A 16,449-nucleotide genomic window follows, 5' to 3' on the forward strand; every position below is an offset into this window, starting at 1 on the left:
GAAAAATTCTGTTTGGGGGAAATGATGAAAAGATTATTAATTATAAAAACTTTAATAGCTGGTATTATAATAATGCTTATTTATACTATTATTTTTAAAACAAATTTGATATTTTCAGAAGCTGAGATTTCAGCTTTTCTTACTTATATGAAAGAAAGAAATAATTTCTTAGGTGCTAGTAATTTTTTTATTTGGATTGTAATTATATCAGCATTAGTTATTACTGCTTTAAATAAAATGAGCAAAGTAAATAAAAAGAACTAAATATGTTGATTTATATACTAAAATTAAATAAAGCAATTTAAATATTTAATAAATTTATAAACAAATTTTACATTTTTACTTCTCTTAGCCCCAAAATAATATTATAATAGAGGAAATAATTAATTTATTTTACATTTATAGTAATATCTAGTCATAATACATATAAAGTAAATTTATATGTATTGGGGATTTTAAAATATATGACTATTTACTTTTATAAGATGACTAGTATTAAATTATTACTTTTAAAGGGGGCAAAGTTTATGAAAACTTCAAAACTAAAAAAAATATTTTCATTAATTCTAGCGATGACGCTGAGTACTACATTGTTTATAGGGTGTAGTGGAAATGAAAAATCAAAAACTGACGGAAATACTATAACTAATGAGGTGAAACAAGAAATTGTTTATAATTTAGGTTCCGATCCTCAAACAATTGATCCTTTGTTAAATACGGCCATTGATGGATCTAATGTTATTGTTAATGCATTTGAATGTTTAATGGTGTTAAATGAAAACAATGAGGCTGTTCCTGGTGCTGCAGAAAGCTATGAAGTATCTGATGATGGATTGGTTTATACGTTCAAACTTAGAAAAGATGGAAAATGGTCAGATGGTGAACCTGTTACTGCTAATGATTTCTATTATGCATGGATGAGAGGTCTAAATAAAGAAACAGCGGCTGAATACTGTTATCAATTCTTTTATATTAAAAATGGAGAAAAGTATTACAATGGTGAAGCAACAGCTGATGAGGTTGGATTAAAGGTTTTAGATGATTATACATTAGAAATTACCTTAGAAGCTCCAACAGCTTATTATCCACAATTATTAGCACATCAAACTTATTCTCCAGTAAGAGAAGATATAGTTACAGCTAATCCAGATACATGGGCTACTAGTCCTGATACTTATATTGGAAATGGTCCATTTAAATTAGTTCGATGGGATATGAAAGATCAATTAGTCTTTGAAAAGAATGATAATTATTGGGATGCAGATAATGTAAAATTAGAAAAGATAACATATAAATTAGTAACAGATGAAACTACAGCTTATTCGGAGCTTAAAGCAGGTAATTTTGATGTTGTTAACTCTGTTCCAACTAATGAAATTGAGCCTGGTAAAAATGATGGGTTAGTGAAAATATTCCCTAAGCTTGGAACATACTTTTTTGCTATAAACGTAGGTAAACAAGATAGTATGTCAGAGAACGTTAAAAACGCACTAAGTAACAAATTAGTTAGACAAGCTCTTGCATTAGCAATTGATAGACAAGAAATAATAGATAATGTTGGTAAAGCAGATCAAGTAGCAGCTTACAGCTTTGTTCCTCTTGGTATTACAACATCAGATGGTAATGAATTCTCAAGTAAGGAATATTATGATCCCTCTGATATGGATGGAAATATTGAAAAAGCAAAAGAATTATTGAAGGAAGCTGGTTATGAAAATGGTGAAGGTTTACCAACCATTGAATTAATGTACAATACTGAAGGTGCTCATAAAGATGTATGTCAGATAGTTCAAGAAAATTTAGCTAAGATTGGAGTTAATGTAGAGTTAACAAATCAAGAATGGGCTGTATTTTTAAGTACAAGACAAAATGGAGAGTATCAAATTGCTAGACACGGCTGGATAGGTGATTATAGTGATCCTATGACATTCCTAGATATGTGGGTAACAGGCGGAGGAAATAATGATTGTGGATTTAGTAATTCTGAATATGACTCTCTTATTGCAGAAGCAAAAGTAGAAACTGATACTAAAAAAAGAGAAGAGTTATTAAGGCAGGCTGAAGATATATTAATGGATGAAATGCCAGTTATACCAGTATATTTTTATACAACTGTTATGGCATGGAATGATGACGTAGAAGGAGTACTTGTTACAGCACTGGGAAAAGTATATTTCAAAAATGCATATAAAATAGCTAAATAATAAATGGAAAAAACTCACTGAAATTGAAGAGCCCCGTTAAGTAGACAGGGGCTTATTCAACCCTAAAAGGTTCAGTGAGTTTTTTTATTTACAACAATCAATAAACTTTCTAAATAATTTAAGAGTAATTTCGTCATTAGAAGCCATCATTTCTGGATGCCACTGTATACCTATTACTATTTTTTCATCTACTAATTCTATTGCTTCAATAATTCCATCTGGAGATACTGCTGTAGTTTTAAAATTAGGAGCTATTCGCTTAACAGATTGATGATGAGCACTATTAACTAGATAGTTACTTCCAAATATATCGTATATAAAGCTATTTTTTTCAATGAAAATAGGATGACATCTTTCTGATAAATGACTATCTTGTTTATGAAGAATTTGAGTTTCTGTTGCATAAGATATATCTTGATAAAGTGTACCACCAAAGGCAACATTAATAACTTGACATCCCCTACATATTCCTAAAATAGGTATATCCATCTCAAATGCCTTTTTAACTAAGCTTATATGATACCAATCAACTAATGAGTTAGTATTTCCAAGTAAAGGCTTAGGAAGTTCTTCGTAAGATAAAGGATTAATATCTATGCCACCTGGTAATAATAATCCATCACAACATGATAATTGTTCTTGTATTATATTAATATCATTAATTAATGGCAAAATTATAGGTATTCCACCTGCATTAAATATAGCATTAGGATAATTGTTATTCACTTTTGTATAATAATCCCCGGCAAATTCAACTCTAAAATCTTTAGTTAATCCACCCGCAATTGCGATCTTAGGTATTTTCATATGGATAGCCCCCTCAATATCAAATATATAATATATATTATAATTCAAAAAAATCTCATAATAAAGTAAAATATGTAAAATAAAGACTAAAGTTAATAGACAAAATTATTTTATAAATGTATAATGTAAAAAAAGTAATAATTTATATTGTATTGCAAATATATAAAAGGGGGATTAATGTGATTAATTTAAGTATTCTTGAGGAGTTATCAAATTCATTCGGACCATCTGGTTTTGAAGATGATGTTACTAAAATAATTCAAAAACATTGTAGAGAAATGGATGTTAATATAGATGCTATGAATAATGTTTATGTTGAATTAAAGAATAACAACAAAAAAAGACCTGTTATAATGTTAGATGCACATACTGATGAAGTAGGTTTTATGGTACAAGCTATTAATGAAAATGGACTATTAAGTATAGTACAATTAGGTGGATGGCATATAACTAATATTCCTGCACATACTGTATATATAAAAAATAGAGATGGTAAACTTATTAAAGGAATTACAACTTCTAAACCTGTACATTTTATGACAGCATCAGAAAGAGCTAATAATACTTTAGAAATTGAAGATATTTACGTAGATGTAGGTGCAACTAGTAAAGATGAAGTAGTAAATACTTTTAATATACGAGTTGGAGATCCAATTGCACCTAAAGTAGAATTCGATTATAACAAAGAATTAGAAGTATGTTATGGAAAAGCTTTTGATAATAGAGTCGGTTGTTTTTGCATAATTGAAACATTAAAGCTTCTTTCACGAGAAAAAGACTTAGGTTTTGATATAATTGGTGCCTTTGCAGCACAAGAAGAAGTTGGCACTAGGGGAGCTCAAATAACTTCACAAGTAGTAAAGCCTGACTTAGCTATCGTATTTGAAGGATCTCCTGCTGATGACTTATATTATTCTAAAGGAATAGCTCAAAGTGTATTAAAAAATGGAACACAAATACGAAATCTAGATCAAGGATATATTGGTAATCATAAATTCATCAGGTATGCAGAAGACATAGCCGAAGAAAAACATATTAAATTTCAAAATGCAGTAAGAAGGGGTGGATCAACAAATGCAGCTAAAATAAGTTTATTTAATAAAGCTGTACCTGTTTTAGTATTAGGGATCCCTTCACGTTATGTCCATAGTCATTATAATTTTTGTGCTAAAGCCGATATAGAAGCAACAGTAAAGCTTGCATATGAAATAATAGTAAGCTTAAAAGATAATATAAATAAAATATTATAATAATTTATAGTCTACAATTTGCTAATAATTTATAACAAATTGTAGATTTTTTTAATTCAAAGATAAATAATATGGATTGGAATGTTTTTCTATAATGGTATAAATATTGGAATTTGTCTGCGAATAGTAAATTATTAGAAATTTATTATTTTTATAATTTTACTACTAAAATAATGTATAAATATTCCTAGATTAATTTCTGAAAGCGTGTAAACAAGCCCTTGGAAACGTTAACTAACTAAAATGAAAATATTATTAAATTGATTAAAACCTTAGAAAAAAGTTAAGAATATATTAAAAAAATATAACTTATATTAACGATATGTTTTGACAAAGTAAAAAAAGCAAGTATAATTAAATTATGAATTAACAATAAATAATTAAATAGTTAATACTTGGTATTTAAATTATGACTAATTAAATCAATATATTTATAATTATACAAAAAGTTTGCTATTAGTTTTTAATTGATATAATTCATAATTCTAATAGGATAAATTGCTTAAAGCAGTTTATATATATTACAAAGGGGGCAAATTTAAGATGAAAAGTTCAAAACTAAAAAAACTATGTGCTGTTATAATGGCAGCAACAATTAGTACAACCTTATTCATTGGCTGTGGAAGCTCAAATGATGGTAGTACTTCAAGCAAAGGTAATAGTAATGCCAGTGATACAGTTAAACAGGAATTAGTATTTAATTTAGGAGCTGATCCAGAAACAATCGATCCTACAATTAATACTGCTTCAGAAGCATCAACAGTTATTCTTAATGCTTTTGAATGTATTATGACACTTGATGAAAATGATAATGCAGTTGAAGGTGCAGCAGAAAGTGTTGAAGTATCAGATGATGGTTTAGTATATACTATTAAGTTAAGAAAAGATGGTAAATGGTCAGATGGGGAACCAGTTGTAGCTGATAACTTTAAGTACTCTTGGGTAAGAGCGCTTACTAAGGAAAATGCTGCAGAATATGCTTATCAATTATATTATATTAAAAATGCTGAAAAATACTATAATGGTGAAGCAACTGCTGATGAATTAGGAATTAATGTTATTGATGATTATACTTTAGAAGTAACTTTAGAAGCTCCAACAACATACTTCCCTCAATTATTAGCATTTCCAACATATGCTCCATTAAGAGAAGATATTGTTAGTGCTGATCCAGAAGGATGGGCTACAAAACCTGAAACTTATGTAACTAATGGTGCATTTAAATTAGTTCAATGGGATATGAAAGATCAATTAGTATTCGAAAAAAATGAAAATTATTGGAATAAGGATAGTATTAAATTAGATAAATTAACTTTTAAACTTGTAACTGATGACACTACAGCATACTCAGAATTACAAGCAGGAAACTTTGATGTTGTTAACTCTGTTCCAACAAATGAAATTGAACCTGGTCAAGAAGCTGGTTTAGTTCATGTTTCACCTAAATTAGGAACATATTATTTTGGTATTAACGTTGGTAAGCAAGATGATATGGCGGAAGATGTAAAAACAGCATTAAGTAATAAATTAGTAAGACAAGCTATTAATTTAGCAATTGACAGACAAGAAATTATTGATAATGTTGGTAAAGCTGAACAAGTTGCAGCTTATAGCTTTGTACCAGAAGGTATCTATAATCCAGATGGTACTGAATTCGCAGATAAAGAATATTATGATCCTTCTGACATGGATGGAAATATAGAAAAAGCTAAAGAATTATTAAAAGAAGCTGGCTATGAAAATGGTGAAGGTCTTCCTACAATAGAATTAATGTATAACTCAGAAGGTGCTCATAAAGATATCTGCCAAATACTTCAAGAAAACCTAGCTAAGATTGGTATCAATATTGAATTAGCTAACCAAGAATGGGCTGTATTCTTAAATACTAGACAACAAGGTGGATATGAAATTGCAAGACAAGGTTGGATAGGTGATTATAGTGATCCAATGACATTCTTAGATTTATTTGTAACTGGTGGTGGTAACAATGATTCAGGTTACAGCAATCCAGAATACGATGCTTTAATTGCTGCAGCAAAAGTAGAAACAGATCCAGATAAGAGAAAAGAACAATTAAGAGAAGCAGAAGATATCTTAATGGATGATATGCCTATACTTCCAATTTACTACTATACAACTGTTATGGGTTGGAATGAAAATGTTAAGGGTATCCAAGTTTCTGTATTAGGTACAGTTTACTTACAAGGTGCATACAAAGAATAATTAATAAAAAGATGATTTCTATTTGAAATCATCTTTTTTCATTGTTTTTCTAACTTCTTTAGGTGTACAATTGAATTTCATCTTAAATGTTTTATAAAATAATTTAGTATTTGTAAATCCGTGTGTTTCTAATATATCACAAAGTGGATTATTAGTATTAATTAAATCCTTATATATGTGTGCAAGTCGTATTTCATTTAAATATTCTAAAAATGTTTGTCCCATATATTGCTTAAATTTTCTACAAAAATATTCTGGTTGCAAGTGTGCAACATTAGCTATTTCTTGAATAGAAATAGCTTTATTATAGTTTAGTTTAGTGTATTCTAATATAGGTTCAAATCTTGAAAGTGATGAGCTGCTATGTTGTATTTGCTTAGAACCAAGAGTTGTTCTAAAATTTGTATATAGTTCATAAAGCAGTTCAAATACTAAACTTGTAAATTTTAATCTACCAGCATCTGAAGGTGACTTTTCTATTGATTCCATTTCTTTCAATATATATTTTAAGTTATTAGCTTTCTTTAAATATTCTTCATTCTTTGTATTTGAATAAACATCAAAATAAAAGTTTTTATAGTTTGGAATATATTTATTTAATAAAGCAGTTGGAATTTGAATCATAATAGATGTATTTCCCTCAATTGAATGAGTTGAATGAACAACCCCTGAGTTAATTAATATGCAGTCATCTTCTTTTAAATTATATTTATATTCACCAATATCTAATTGTAATGTTCCAGATGTAAGATATATTATTTCAATGGAATTATGCCAATGACTTGATACATATCGTCCTTCATCATTAAACAATTCAATATAAACATCTAAATTTTCTGTAGGTTGTATAATTTCATGAGTAAATCCTTTTATAGCCATAGTTATAACCTCCCTTTATTAAATTATATGTTAATATTCTTATTAATTCAATTTATAAAAAAGATAATATTGACTAATAAATTAGACAATAATGATACTTTTATAACACAATGTAAAAGTATACAATATAAGCATACCAAGTGAAAAACATTATTTTATTCATTGGTTGAATAATATATGATATTATAAATAAATCAATATAGACATATTATTGATTGTAATATGAGGGGGAATACTTATGTATATAAATGGAGTTAATTTAGGAAATTGGTTAGTATTAGAAAAGTGGATGAGTCCAACATTATTTTATGGAACAGATGCAGAAGATGAGTATTATCTTCCAAGAAGTTTACCTCAAGATGTATATGAATCTAGAATAAAAATTCATCGTAGCGAGTATATAACTGAAAGAGATTTTGCCACTATAAAATCTTTTGGACTTAATGCAGTTCGTATTCCAGTTCCTTATTTTATTTTTGGTGATTGTAAACCTTTTATAGGGTGTATAGAAGAGTTAGACAAGGCTTTTAATTGGGCTGAAAAGTATGAATTAAGTATTCTAATCGATTTGCATACTGTTCCAGGTAGCCAAAATGGGTTTGACAATGGTGGGATATCAGGAGTATGTAAGTGGGCCAAACAACCTGAAAGTGTTCAATTTACCTTGAGCTTATTAGAAAGGTTAGCAGAAAGATACGGAAAAAGAAAAGGTCTTTATGGAATACAAATATTAAACGAGCCTATAACAGAAAAGATGTGGGATTTATTTGATATCCAAAATAGGTATAAGCCAGTTGATGAAGAAATGGCTAAAGGAAGTGGTCCTATTTCATTAAAGTTTTTACGTAGTTTTTATATTGATGCTTATAGGGTTATGCGTAAGCATATGCCAGAAGATAAAGCTGTAGTATTTCATGATGGTTTCGATTTAAAATCATGGAAAGATTTTATGAGAGAAGAAGAGTTTAAAAATGTTGTTTTAGATACACATCAATACTTAATGGTTGCAGAAGCTAACGGTTGTGAAAAAAATCTTGAAGCTTATGTGAAATATATTCAAGAAAATTTTGAAAAAGATGTTGAAGAAATGCAGAAATATTTCCCAGTAATTTGTGGAGAGTGGAGTTTATTTAATTCTTATGGTACAGGAGTAGATACCAAAGGAGGACAATCTCCATTAAATGGTGTAGAAGCAAATACGGAAATTCTTTCTTCTGATGAAAAGAAAGAATTATATAGTACTATTGCTAAAGCTCAATTAAATGCCTGGAAAAAAGGAAGTGGACATTTTTATTGGAATTATAAATTACTTTTAGATACAGTTAATGAACCAGGATGGATTGGTTGGGATAGTTGGGACTTAGGAAAATGTGTAGCACAAGATTGGTATCCTATTGAAAAAAATTAGACATTATAAAGTACTGACATTATATAAAGCAATTAATGTTAGTACAAGATAAATTATGAACTATAAAAAAAATTATATTAATAAAAGGAGAAATAATATGATTAGAAATCCTATTTTGCCTGGATTTAATCCAGATCCATGTATTTGTAGAAAAGGTGATGATTATTATATGGCTGTCTCTTCTTTTGAGTGGTTTCCAGGAATTCCTGTATATCATTCGAAAGATTTAAAAAATTGGGAGCTATTAACTCATGTTTTAACAAATGATACAGCTGTAGATTTGAAAAAATTACCTTCAGCAAAGGGGATTTGGGCCCCTTGCTTAACTTATTGTGAAAAAGAAGATTTATTTTATGTAGTGTATGGAGTGATGAATTCCATGAATGCTAGGTATTTTGATGTTGATAATTTTGTAATAACATCAAAAAATATAGAAGGTCCTTGGAGTGAACCTGTATATATACATTCATCAGGGTTTGATGCATCAATTTTACATGATGATGATGGTAGAAAATATATAGTTTCATTAGAATGGGAAACTAGAGAAGGATACGAAAAACCAGGTGCAATTTGTATGGTTGAATATTGCCCTGAAAAGAAAGAAATTATAGGATATCCAAAACGAATTTGGAGTGGTGGAACTAATAGAGGATGTATTGAAGCTCCACACTTAACAAAACGTGGAGAGTATTATTATATAATGTGCGCTGAAGGTGGGACAGGCTATGGACACAGTGTTACTATGGGAAGATCAAAAAATGTCTGGGGCCCATATGAAGGTGATCCTACTAACCCAATAGTAACATCAATACCAGGGGATTTTTATGAAAGACATGATCCGGATCATTTAAAACCCAAATACTATAATCCAGAATCTATTTTACAAAAATCTGGTCATGGTAGCTATGTTGAGACACAGTTAGGTGAAGTATATTTAGTTCATCTTACAGCAAGACCATTTGTTCCAGAGTTAAGATGTACTCTAGGACGTGAAACAGCTATTCAGAAGATGATTTGGACAGATGATGGGTGGTTAAGAATGGCTGATGGCTCTAATTTAGCAAAAGAGTTTATTGAAGAAAGTAAACTTCCAGAATATAAATTACCCCAAATTCCTAGCTTTGATGATTTTGATAGCGGGGAACTTGGAATACAATATTATTCACCAAGAATTATGCCAACTTCATTTGCAGATGTAAAATCTAGACCAGGTTATGTTAGAATAAGGGGACAAGAATCTAGATGCTCCTTAAATAAAGTTAGTATATTAGCTAGAAAGTTAACTTCTGTATATGCAACTATAACAACAAAGATGGAATTTAAGCCTGAAGTACATCAACATAGTGCTGGATTAATAATGTATTATGATAATATGAATTACATTTATTTAAGAAAATATTATAGTGATACTTTAAATAGTAGTGCTATTTCAATAATTCATTTAGAAAATGGTGAAAAGACAGAGTTTATTAATACTAGAGTAAAAGTAGATGATTCTCCTATTTATTTTAGATTAAAAATTAATGGAAGAAGTTCATACTTTGAATGGTCTTATAATGGTGAAAATTACGAAAGAATAGGTAAAGTATTTGATACAACTAAATTCTCTGATGAGTATTGTAAATATGGTGAATTTACAGGTACATTTGTAGGAATTACTTGTGCAGATAGAGTTCTTCATAAACATTATGCAGATTTTGATTTCTTTGATTATAAAGCTGATGAATCAAAAAATGTAGAGTAAAATATATAAAAGGTAGGTTTGAGAGTTATGCAAGGAGTAATGGAAAATAAAAAATCAACAAACAAAGGGTTATCAATATTTGAGCGTTTTGCATATGGATGCGGAGATTTTGGTTGTAATATAATTTATACTGCAATGTCAGTGTTTTTATTAAAATACTATGTAGATTATGCTGGCGTAAGTGCTGCAGCAGTTGGTACAATAATGTTAATATCTAGATTATTTGATGGTGTAAGTGATCTTATAATGGGAATCATAGTTGATAGAACTAAATCAAAACATGGTAAAGCAAGGCCTTGGATTTTAAGAATGGCAATACCATTTGCTGTATCAGGAATATTATTATTTGCTGTTCCAACTTCATGGGGAACTGCTGCAAAGCTTGTTTACGTATTCATAACTTATAATTTAGTATCTACTGTAATATATACAGCAATAAACGTACCATATTCAACATTAAATGCTTTAATGACACAAAATCCTTATGAAAGATCAGTTTTAAGTGTTTATAGAAATTTATTAGCAACAGCTGGTACTTTAATAATAAACTCTTGTACATTAAGATTGATTACCTTTTTTGGTAACAATGCAAGTGCTTGGACTAAAACATTTGTATTATTAGGAGCTTTATCTTTAATAGCATTCCTTATAACTTTTTATGGAACTAAAGAAAGAGTAGTTGCAGCAAATGCTGAAAAAGCTAATGAAATTCCAATAAAAGAAGGATTTAAGGCCTTATTTAAGAATAAATACTGGATACAAGTTACATTAATCCTTTTACTTTTATTTATTGGTATGGCTTTAACTTATGGTTCAACAACATTCTATACAGAATTTATATTAGGTGATATTTACTTAGCTGATACTATTAACTCAGTTATGAATATTTCTCAAATAATTTGCATGTTCTTAATTGCTGGCTTTGTTAAAAAATTAGGAAAGAGAAATGTAATGGCAATTGGTTTCATTATAACAATACTAGGAACAATAATGATTGCTATTCCTGGAATTGGTTATGCTACAGTTATGATTTCAAGCATAATTCGTGGTATTGGTAATGCTTGTTCTGGTGCTACTATGTGGGCTATGTTATCTGATACAATTGAGTATGGAGAATGGAAAACAGGATATAGAACAGAAGGATTAGCTAATAGTGCTGCAAGCTTTGGATATAAGGTTGGTAATGGACTTGGTTCAGCAGTACTAGGATGGATACTTGCAATTGGTGGATATATGGCTCAATCAGCAACACAGTCCTCTTCAGCAATTTTTTCAATTCGATTAGTATATGTAATAGTTCCAATAGTAATTTATGCTTTAGTACTAATTATCTTAAAATTCTATAATTTAGATAAAGAATTCGATGAAATAGTGTCTGATTTAAAATCTAGAGCAGAAAATAAATAATATAAAAGTAATCATACCAAAAGGGCTCTTTGAACTGATTTATGCAAAATAAATAAGCAGTTCATTGAAGCCCTTTTTTAAATATTTAAAAGTAAAATATGTATTTATTTAAGAATACTAGTTAATTTCCAAATCCTAAATTAGTATTATTAAATAATTAGTGATTAAATTTTACTTAAATTTAACATTGGTTATCATTGACGATATTACCAAATTATAGTGCTATAAAGATGAAAAAATATAAATTTTAGCAAAAAGGGAATGAAATATGATAAGTTTAATGATTATTTGCTCATTAGTTTTATTAATCTGTATAACATCTACAAAAATATTATATAAATTTGGAGTTCCTATACTTTTAATATTTATAGTACTAGGAATGCTTTTTGGTTCAGATGGAATTGTAGGTATATACTTTGATAATTATGAACTTGCAAGTGATATATGTTCTATAGCATTAATATTTATTATGTTCTATGGTGGATTCGGTACTAATTGGAAGATGGCCAAGCCTATAGCAGTTCAATCAATACTTATGTCATCATTAGGTGTTGTTATAACTGCTGGTTTAACTGGATTATTTTCTTCAATAGTTTTTAAAACCTCCTTATTAGAGGGTTTACTAATAGGATCTGTAATTGCATCCACAGATGCAGCTGCTGTCTTTGCAATATTACGTTCACAAAAGTTGAATTTAAAGGGATCAATAGCTTCTATATTAGAAATAGAAAGTGGTAGCAATGATCCTTTTGCATATATGCTTACAATTATTATTTTAGGATTAATGTCAAATCAAGGATATGGATCAATAGTTCCAATGCTATTAAATCAAATCATCGTAGGAATTCTAGCTTCAATAGTATTGGCAAAACTATCAGTTTATTTATTAAGAAATGTAATGTTTGAGATAGAAGGTTTTTATCCTATTTTCATTACTGCAATAGCTATACTCGCTTATTCATTAAGTGAATATTTTGGTGGTAATGGATACCTAAGTGTTTATATAACAGGTATAATAATTGGAAATAGTAAAATACCTCATAAAAAGAGTATTTTCCAATTCTTTGATGGAGTATCATGGTTAATGCAAATTTTATTATTCTTCTTACTTGGATTATTAGCATTTCCATCACAAATGCCATCAGTTATGTTTAAAGGAATATCAATATCAATATTTATGATTTTAATAGCAAGACCTATTGCAACATTCAGCATATTAAGCTGGTTTAAAGTTCCTATTAAAGAGCAACTTTTTATATCATGGGTAGGAATAAGAGGTGCAGCATCAATTGTTTTTGCAATATTTGCTGTAACATATGATGTTCATATAAATTAGGATATATTTCACATAATATTCTTTATAGATTATTTTCAGTATCAGTTCAAGGGACACTTATTCCAAAGGTGGCAAGAAAGCTTGACTTAATAGATGATGATCAATCTGTTTTAAAAACTTTTAACGACTATAAGGAAAATAAAAGTACTAAATTGATAGAATTCACAATTAGTGAAAATAGTCCTATTGCAAATAAAAGTATTATGGACTCAAATATTCCTGAAGATATACTAGTTGTTATGATAAAACGTAAAGGCGATGTATTAGTTCCTAATGGATCAACAGTAATTTTACCCGGAGATACTTTAGTCCTATCAGGTAATACTCTTGCCAATTTTGAATATTATAAAGAAGGAAAAAGTACAAATTTAGTAGAGATTTCTGTAAATAGTGATAGTAGTATTGCTAATAAATCAATAAAAGATTCAAATATAAATAAAGATATATTAATAGTTATGATTAAGCGAAATGATAAAGTAATAGTACTAAATGGTAATACAGTAATAAAGCCTAAAGATATACTTGTTGTAACTGCTAATGATTTCGAAGAGGTTGAATCTTTAGTAATAGCGTAAATAGCATAAATAATAGAAAAAAAATAAAGTGCTATCATCATAATATTGATGATAGTATTTTATTTTTTTAACACGAAAATTATTTTCGCACAATCAATTATTTACAAAATTAATTTTTGTTGTTATATTTTAATTAATGGAGTTATCTATAGAAAGGAGGACATACCATGAAAAAAAATAAATCTGTAATTGACATAATTTTTGCTGAATATAATAACTTTTATGAAGCTGAAAAGAAAATAGCTGATTATATTGTTAACAATACGCAAAAAGTAATTGATATGACAATCTCAGAATTAGCAGAATCTGCTGGAGCAAGTGATGCAACAGTTACGAGGTTTTGTAAGAAATGTCATATGAAAGGATTTCATCATTTAAAAATAACTTTAGCAAGAGAACTTGTTGAATCTAAAAAAGATGATGTGAAAATTTCAGGTGATGTAAGTGAAAGTAATATAAAAGAATCATTAAGTAATATATTAGCTAATAAAGTTGAAGAATTAAAACAAACAGTTTCTATGATAGATGAAAAAGAATTAAGTGAAATATTAAATTTAATTAGAAATGCTCGAAATGTACAGTTTGCTGCTGTAGGAAATACAATACCTGTAGCGCTTGATGGATGTTATAAATTCAATCAAATTGGGATACCTTCTGTTACAAATCCAATATGGGAAACGCAAATAGCTTATACATTTAATTTATCAAAAGGTGATGTTGTTATAATAATATCAAATTCAGGATCATCTAAAAGACTAATTGATGTAATTGAAGCTGCAAAAGCTAAGGAGGCTTATATTGTCTCTATTACAAACAGCAATAATTCCCCAATTGCTAAAATTTCAGATTATCATATTAAAACTGCAACACGTGAAAAATTATTTTTGGAAGAATATTATTTTTCGCGAATATCTGCCATGACTGTAATAGAAATATTATATTTATTCTTAACAGTAGGAAAACCTGATGTTTACAAAAATTTAAGTAAACATGAGCAATCTATTGCAGATAGTAAAATTTAATTATAGGAGTGAAATTAATGAAGAAAAGATGTGCAAATGAAGCATTGAGATATATTAAAGACAATACCATTATAGGTTTAGGTGGTGGAAGTACTATTTCATACCTTATATCTTTTATAAAAGAAGCAGGTTTAAATATTGAAGTAGTAACACCATCTTTTAAAACCGCTAGTCTTTGTATAGAAAATGGATTAAAAGTTCTTCCAACATGGTCAGTTAATAAAATATCTGTTGCATTTGATGGTTGTGATGAAGTAGATGAAAATCTTATAGCTTTAAAAAGTGGTGGCGGAATACATACAAAGGAAAAAATAATTGCAACTATGGCAGATGATTATATTTTACTTGTAGATGAAAGTAAGGTTGTAAAAAGATTAGAGTTTAAATATCCAATTGTATTAGAAATTCTTCCAGAAAGTAAGGCTCTTGTTGAAAAGGAAGTTAAAAACTTAGGAGGAATACCTAAAATGAGAACAAGCCCTTCAAAAGATGGTATTACTATAAGTGATAATGGTTTATATTTGATGGATGTTGAGTTTAATAAAGATGATATAAAAGATATTTCATTGCTAAATGATAATTTAAAAAAGATAGTTGGAGTTTTAGATACCTCTTTATTTTATAATATAGCAACAAAAGCTATTGTTGCAAGTGAAGATAAAGTAAGATTAATAGAAGTTGAAAGGTAGGTTATGTAAAATGATAAAAAATTTTAAAGTATTAAGTAATGGTGTAAATATGCCATCTATAGGATTTGGAACATATAAATCTGGAAGTGATGAAGAAACAGCTAAAATTGTTAAGTACGCATTAGAAGCTGGATATAGACAAATAGATACTGCTTCATTTTATGGAAATGAAGTTGGAATTGGTAATGGTATAAAAGAAAGTGGAATTAAAAGGGAAGACTTATTTTTAGTTACCAAACTTTGGAATGATGATCATGGATATGATAAAACAATCGAAGCATTTAACAAATCTTTAGAAAGATTACAAGTTGATTATTTAGATTTATATCTAATTCATTGGCCAAATAAACTAAATTCTGAAACATGGAAGGCCTTTGAGTATCTTTATAAAATAGGTAAAGTGAAAACTATAGGAGTATGTAATTTCAAGATAGGACATTTAGAGGAATTAAAGAAAACTGCTGAAATAATGCCTATGGTAAATCAAGTAGAAGTACATCCTCAAAGTTCTAAAAATGATATGCTAAGATACTGTGAGGAAAATAATATTCAACTTGTTGCTTGGAGCCCAATTATGAGAGGGAAGTTATTTACTAATGAGTTAATGTTAAAATTAGCAGAAAAATATAAGAAATCTATAGCACAAATAACATTAAGATGGCATATACAAAGAGGGGTAATTCCTATACCTAAGTCTTCAAATGAAGGAAGAATAAAAGAAAACTTAGATATTTTTGATTTTGAACTTTCTACTGAAGATATGAACGCGATTAATTCATTAGATGAAGGGTATAATGCTTCAATAACAGGAGTACCTGAAAATACAACTTATCTTGATTTCAAATAATTATACCTTACATTAATTACAAATATAAATTTAGAGAACCACAAATAATATAAGTTGA

General features: G+C 28.5%; 12 protein-coding genes and 2 pseudogenes. 12 read left to right on the top strand and 2 right to left on the bottom strand.

Annotated elements, in window-relative coordinates; translation table 11 throughout:
- Positions 1–264: hypothetical protein (locus tag TY07_RS15470; RefSeq protein ID WP_042402187.1), on the top strand; the 264-nt coding region annotated here is incomplete at its 5' end.
- A 263-nt stretch (positions 265–527) separates the two neighbouring features.
- Positions 528–2,204: a peptide ABC transporter substrate-binding protein gene (locus tag TY07_RS15475; RefSeq protein WP_042402189.1), complete on the top strand. Its 1,677-nt coding sequence runs from the start codon at positions 528–530 to the stop codon at positions 2,202–2,204.
- Positions 2,205–2,288: 84 nt separating this feature from the next.
- Here TY07_RS15475 and TY07_RS15480 read toward each other — a convergent pair whose 3' ends face one another.
- On the bottom strand, positions 2,289–3,011 hold the full coding sequence (locus TY07_RS15480; RefSeq protein ID WP_052330757.1) for a gamma-glutamyl-gamma-aminobutyrate hydrolase family protein: 723 nt from the start codon (positions 3,009–3,011) through the stop codon (positions 2,289–2,291).
- Positions 3,012–3,190: 179 nt separating this feature from the next.
- Here TY07_RS15480 and TY07_RS15485 point away from each other — a divergent pair, with 179 nt between their 5' ends.
- Both TY07_RS15485 and TY07_RS15490 read left to right on the top strand, forming a co-directional pair.
- Entirely contained in the window at positions 3,191–4,261 is a 1,071-nt protein-coding gene (locus TY07_RS15485; RefSeq protein ID WP_042402192.1) for a M42 family metallopeptidase, read from the top strand.
- 543 nt (positions 4,262–4,804) lie between these two features.
- Complete coding sequence (locus tag TY07_RS15490; protein ID WP_042402196.1) at positions 4,805–6,484, top strand: peptide ABC transporter substrate-binding protein; 1,680 nt, start codon at positions 4,805–4,807, stop codon at positions 6,482–6,484.
- A gap of 18 nt (positions 6,485–6,502) precedes the next feature.
- On the opposite strand, the gene TY07_RS15495 is transcribed toward TY07_RS15490, so the two are convergent.
- Positions 6,503–7,363, bottom strand: a complete 861-nt coding sequence (locus TY07_RS15495; RefSeq protein WP_042402198.1) for an AraC family transcriptional regulator — start codon at positions 7,361–7,363, stop codon at positions 6,503–6,505.
- Positions 7,364–7,601: 238 nt separating this feature from the next.
- On the opposite strand from TY07_RS15495, the gene TY07_RS15500 reads away from it, so the two are divergent.
- From TY07_RS15500 to TY07_RS15530, 8 genes and pseudogenes are all read left to right on the top strand, one after another.
- Complete coding sequence (locus tag TY07_RS15500) at positions 7,602–8,771, top strand: glycoside hydrolase family 5 protein (protein WP_042402202.1); 1,170 nt, start codon at positions 7,602–7,604, stop codon at positions 8,769–8,771.
- Between the two features lie 97 nt (positions 8,772–8,868).
- The gene (locus TY07_RS15505) at positions 8,869–10,515 is read left to right on the top strand and encodes a glycoside hydrolase family 43 protein (protein ID WP_042402204.1); all 1,647 of its coding nucleotides are present in this window, start codon (positions 8,869–8,871) and stop codon (positions 10,513–10,515) included.
- Positions 10,516–10,554: 39 nt separating this feature from the next.
- The gene (locus TY07_RS15510; RefSeq protein ID WP_242833272.1) at positions 10,555–11,922 is read left to right on the top strand and encodes an MFS transporter; all 1,368 of its coding nucleotides are present in this window, start codon (positions 10,555–10,557) and stop codon (positions 11,920–11,922) included.
- Positions 11,923–12,190: 268 nt separating this feature from the next.
- Positions 12,191–13,581, top strand: a pseudogene (locus tag TY07_RS15515) (potassium/proton antiporter); the annotation flags it as partial.
- 105 nt (positions 13,582–13,686) lie between these two features.
- Positions 13,687–13,833 (top strand): annotated as a pseudogene (locus tag TY07_RS18645) (TrkA C-terminal domain-containing protein); the annotation flags it as partial.
- 167 nt (positions 13,834–14,000) lie between these two features.
- Complete coding sequence (locus TY07_RS15520; RefSeq protein ID WP_042402212.1) at positions 14,001–14,855, top strand: MurR/RpiR family transcriptional regulator; 855 nt, start codon at positions 14,001–14,003, stop codon at positions 14,853–14,855.
- A gap of 17 nt (positions 14,856–14,872) precedes the next feature.
- Positions 14,873–15,544 (top strand): ribose 5-phosphate isomerase A, encoded by a 672-nt coding sequence (rpiA, locus tag TY07_RS15525; protein WP_042402214.1) that lies wholly within the window; start codon positions 14,873–14,875, stop codon positions 15,542–15,544.
- A gap of 10 nt (positions 15,545–15,554) precedes the next feature.
- Positions 15,555–16,391: an aldo/keto reductase gene (locus tag TY07_RS15530; RefSeq protein ID WP_042402216.1), complete on the top strand. Its 837-nt coding sequence runs from the start codon at positions 15,555–15,557 to the stop codon at positions 16,389–16,391.
- Positions 16,392–16,449: the final 58 nt, after the last annotated feature.

The organism is Clostridium saudiense, assembly GCF_000577815.1.
Classification (GTDB): Bacteria; Bacillota; Clostridia; order Clostridiales; family Clostridiaceae; genus Clostridium; species Clostridium saudiense.